This is a genomic window from Butyricicoccus sp., assembly GCF_050872565.1.
In the GTDB taxonomy this organism is placed as follows: domain Bacteria; phylum Bacillota; class Clostridia; order Oscillospirales; family Butyricicoccaceae; genus Butyricicoccus_A.
On the sequence record NZ_JBNMHC010000189.1, the window covers coordinates 1 to 4421 of the forward strand.

General features: G+C 51.3%; 6 protein-coding genes. All 6 read left to right on the forward strand.

Annotation, left to right across the window (positions count from 1 at the left end; genetic code table 11):
* Positions 1-882 (forward strand): class I tRNA ligase family protein (locus tag ACR0P9_RS08290; RefSeq protein ID WP_432619113.1); only part of this gene is annotated, 882 nt, incomplete at its 5' end.
* A gap of 5 nt (positions 883-887) precedes the next feature.
* Positions 888-2177, forward strand: a complete 1290-nt coding sequence (locus ACR0P9_RS08295; protein ID WP_432619114.1) for a bifunctional folylpolyglutamate synthase/dihydrofolate synthase — start codon at positions 888-890, stop codon at positions 2175-2177.
* 100 nt (positions 2178-2277) lie between these two features.
* Entirely contained in the window at positions 2278-2652 is a 375-nt protein-coding gene (locus ACR0P9_RS08300) for an anti-sigma factor antagonist (RefSeq protein ID WP_432619116.1), read from the forward strand.
* Entirely contained in the window at positions 2628-3065 is a 438-nt protein-coding gene (spoIIAB, locus tag ACR0P9_RS08305; protein ID WP_432619118.1) for an anti-sigma F factor, read from the forward strand. The genes ACR0P9_RS08300 and spoIIAB overlap by 25 nt, the downstream gene beginning before the upstream one ends.
* Positions 3058-3798 carry a SigB/SigF/SigG family RNA polymerase sigma factor gene (locus tag ACR0P9_RS08310; RefSeq protein ID WP_432619120.1) on the forward strand — a complete coding sequence of 247 codons (741 nt, stop codon included), beginning with the start codon at positions 3058-3060 and terminating at the stop codon, positions 3796-3798. The genes spoIIAB and ACR0P9_RS08310 overlap by 8 nt, the downstream gene beginning before the upstream one ends.
* A 95-nt stretch (positions 3799-3893) precedes the next feature.
* Positions 3894-4421, forward strand: a 528-nt coding sequence (locus ACR0P9_RS08315) for an NADH-ubiquinone oxidoreductase-F iron-sulfur binding region domain-containing protein (RefSeq protein WP_432619121.1), incomplete at its 3' end; no start/stop codon positions are given.

A 4421-nucleotide genomic window follows, 5' to 3' on the forward strand; every position in this document is an offset into this window, starting at 1 on the left:
ATCCAGATGAACCTGACCATTGACAAGGTACAGCTGCCGACCAACCTGACCATGGAGGACAAGTGGATTCTGTCCAAGTTCAACACTTTGGTACAGGATGTCACCACCAACATCGACAAGTATGAGCTGGGCATCGCTGCACAGAAGCTCAATGACTTTATCTGGGACGTATTCTGTGACTGGTATATCGAGATCGCAAAGACCCGTCTGCAGAACAAGGACGACAAGGAGACCTGCGAGAACGTACAGAACGTGCTGTGCTATGTCCTGTCCGGTTCGATGCAGCTGCTGCATCCGTTTATGCCGTTCATCACCGAGACCATCTGGCAGGCACTGCCGCATGAGGGTGAGACCATCATGCTGTCCAAGTGGCCGGAATATCAGGAAGCACTGAATTTCCCGACCGAAGAGGCACAGATGGAGATGCTGATGGAGAGCATCCGTGCTATCCGCAACCGTCGTGCAGAGATGAACGTTCCGCCGTCCAAGAAGGCGCAGGTTTACGTTGTAACCGAGGACAAGGCACGTCAGGCAGTCTTTACCGAGGGCGAGGCTTGCTTCCTCAAGCTGGCGTATGCGAGCGCACTTAATGTCGCTGATGCTGCACCGGCTGATGCGGCAAAGATGGTTTCCGTTGTTACCGGCGATGTACAGATGTACCTGCCGATGAACGAGCTGGTTGACTTCGAGAAGGAGAAGGCTCGTCTGAACAAGGAACTGAAGAAGGCACAGAAGGATCTGGACTTCATCAATAAGAAGCTGAACAATCCGGGCTTCCTGAACAAGGCACCGGAGCAGGTTGTCGAGGGCGAGCGCGTCAAGGCTGCCAAGCTGACTGACCAGATCGCCAAGCTGAACGAGAGCATCGCTGCTCTGGATTAAGATCCATGGACAGCTATGAACAGACATTAACGCGGATCCATGCCCACGGTCGCTTCAGCGGCACGCCATGCCTTGACCGGATGCGTGCCCTGATGGCGATGCTGGGCAATCCGCAGAAAAAACTAAAATTTGTCCACATTGCGGGCACAAATGGCAAGGGGAGCACGGCGGTGCTCACTGCTTCTGCTTTACAACAGGCAGGGTACAAAACCGGCCTGTTTACTTCTCCGTTTATCATGGATTTTTGCGAGCGCATTCGCGTTGATGGGGAAATGATTCCGCGTGGCGAGCTGTGTCATCTGGCACAGTTCGTCCTGGAGAAGGAACAGCAGCTCACTCTACCGGAGGGCGAACGCATTGGCGAATTTGAGTTTACTACCGCATGTGCGATGCTGTATTTTGCTCAGCAGCAGTGTGATATTGTTGTGCTGGAAGTCGGACTCGGCGGACACTTTGATGCGACCAACTGTATCGACGCGCCGGAGGTTGCTGTGATGGCACATGTCGCGCTGGATCACATGGCGGTGCTCGGCAATACGGTGGAAGAGATTGCCGCTGACAAGAGCCATATCGTCAAGAGCGGCTGCACGCTGGTCAATTATCCGGAACAGAAAGATAGCGTCGATGCTGTTTTGCGTCAGCGCTGCTATGAAGTGACAGCACAGTATGTCAAAGCGCCGACACCGGACGTTTTGTCTTGCACGCTGGAGGGGACCGATTGCGTGATAGACGGCAAGACTTTTCACTTGCGCCTTGTCGGCAGACATCAGGCGGATAATGCCGCAACGGCATATGCGACTCTGCTCGTTTTGCGTGAAAAGGGCTGGAAAATCTCTGATCAAGCGATTGCAGACGGCTTTTCCCGTGCCGGTATCGCTGGACGACAGGAGGTTGTACAGACTGACCCGCTGCTTATGATTGATGGCGCGCACAATGTGGACGGCGTGACGGCGCTGTGCGCAACAATGGATGATTTGTTGCCTGCTGGCGGTATCTCTCTGGTGCTGGGCATGGTGGCAGACAAGCAATATGAGGCTTGCGTGCGCATGTTAGTTCGTCGGGCGGATTCTGTTTATGCGGTGCAGCCGGACAATCCGCGTGCGCTGTCCAGCCGAGAACTGACGACGATGATTCGCGCCTTTTCGCCATACTGCAATGTCATTGACTGTGGAGATGTCCCATCGGCGCTGAAGCGCGCTCTGCGCTATGCGGATGAGACAGATGCCATTGTCGTATGCGGCTCGCTGTATGTTGCGGGTGAAGCGAAAAATGCTTTGGCAGCCGACAGGATTTGATCCATTTTTTAGCTCGTGTTTTTTATAATAGAACTGTTCTCTGAAAAGAGAACGGTTCTATTTTTTTGCCTGCATGGCATAGCGTTAGGAGGAAAACGAAGTGAAATGTTCGCATAGACGAGAAAAAGACGGCATTGTCATTCGATTTTGCGGTGAATTGGGACATCATGAAGCAGCACAATGCATGGAATATCTGGAAAAAACCATGATTTTGTATCCCAATGATCCCATTGTGTTGGATTTATCCGGTTTGACTTTTATGGATAGCTCAGGAATTGCTGTTGTGCTGGGGGCACAGCGGAATATTTTGGGCGCAGGACAAACGTTTTGCGTCATTCGCACGCCGCCGTCTGCCATGCGCATATTTAAGGCGGCTGGCATTCAAAAACGAGTCAATTTCTTGCCGGAATTGCCGGAAGTATCTATGTCAGAGGAAAAGGAGGTGGTAGTATGCGCAGCGAAATCAACCAGATGAGCATCAAATTCCTCAGTCGATCCTGTAATGAAGCTTTTGCTCGGCAGGCGGTCGCAGCTTTTGCCGCGCAGCTCGACCCAACGATTGAGGAAATCAACGACATCAAAACAGCAGTCAGTGAAGCAGTGACCAATTGCATTGTCCATGCGTACAGAGAAGAGACCGGCTACATAACGATTCAGGCAAAACTGTTTGATAATGATGAAATTCAGATTTCCATTAAGGACAAAGGCTGCGGCATACCGGATGTTCAGCAGGCTCGACAGCCGATGTTTACAACAGGCGATGCGGGGCGTTCCGGTATGGGGTTTACCATTATGGAAAGCTTTATGGATAAATTGCGTATCCGCTCGCGGGAAGGTGTTGGCACACAGGTCACGATGACCAAGCGCATCTTAAATCGCTTTGCATAGACAGTACGAGGAGCAGCTGCGCCTGTTACAGGAAGCACAACGAGGAGACGAACAGGCAAAAGAACAGCTTGTGCGAGAGAATCAAGCGCTCGTTTGGAGCATTGTCAAGCGATATACCGGACGCGGAACAGAGGCAGACGATCTGTTTCAATTGGGGAGCATTGGCCTACTCAAAGCGATGCAGGGCTTTGACTGTGCGTATGGTACGAAGTTTTCCACCTATGCAGTGCCCAAAATTGCAGGGGAAATCCGCCGTTTTTTGCGCGATGACGGCACAATTAAAGTCAGCCGCACGATAAAAGAATTGGGCTATCGCATCAGCACAGCGAGACAAACCCTGCACCAGACGCTGCAACGATCCCCTACCGTGTCAGAGTTGGCAGAATTTTTGGGCGTCACACCGGAAGAAATCGCGTCTTGCGAAACAGCTCTACTGCCGGCTGACTCATTGCAGCGGGAAATCGGCGAAGACGGCACGACGCTGGAACAATTGCTGGGAGATCAACGCATGGAGGAGAGTATATTGGAATCCTTGTCTTTGCGAGAGGCGATGCAGCAACTGGATGCCCGCGCACAACAGGTGCTTCTGCTGCGGTATTTTCGTGGACAGACCCAGCAAGCCTGTGCACGGCAGCTCGGTGTTTCGCAGGTGCAGGTGTCGAGATTGGAGAGAAAAGCCATTGCAAAATTACGACAGATTCTCGGAGAAGAGGAACCGTCATTTATCAGTTGACGAAGCCATTGCTTTGCTATATACTTTATATAGATTCAAAGGCTTGCGAGAACTAAAAATTGGAAGAAATAACAAAACTGTGGGGAGGGAGTTCTATGACGGACAATTCTGTTTTCTTGGGAAGAATTTCGGCGAACATGCCGTCTCAGCCGGAAATCAATCCAGAAGCAACGGCGAGCTTTGTCTCGATTGAGCATCTAAAGCAGATGATTCGGACAGGTGTCTTAGACATTGAAAATCATACGGAGATTCAGCCCGAAATCGACCAAATTTTCCAAAAATTCAGTCATTTGGCGAGCTGTGGAAAGTGTGCACCGTGTCGAGAGGGAACCAAACGAATGCGTCAGCTGCTGAAAAAGATCATGGAAGGCAACGGCACAGATCAAGAACTGGATCAATTGGCGGAGCTGGCAGACATGATTACCAATACGGCGTTGTGCGGCTTGGGAATGAAACAGTACGTCATTGACCCAACAGTGTGTAAGGGATGTTCTCGGTGCGCGAAGCAATGTCCGGTAGATGCGATCTCCGGGCAAATTCGCTCTCCGTTTGTTATTAATCCGCACAAATGCATCCGCTGTGGCTCTTGTACAGATACCTGTGCATTTCATGCTATTTCGCTG

Excerpts from the sequence above, each read along its gene's own strand:
- ACR0P9_RS08295 (WP_432619114.1), top strand. The coding sequence starts at position 888 with ATGGACAGCTATGAACAGACATTAACGCGGATCCATGCCCACGGTCGC.
- spoIIAB (WP_432619118.1), top strand. The coding sequence starts at position 2,628 with ATGCGCAGCGAAATCAACCAGATGAGCATCAAATTCCTCAGTCGATCC.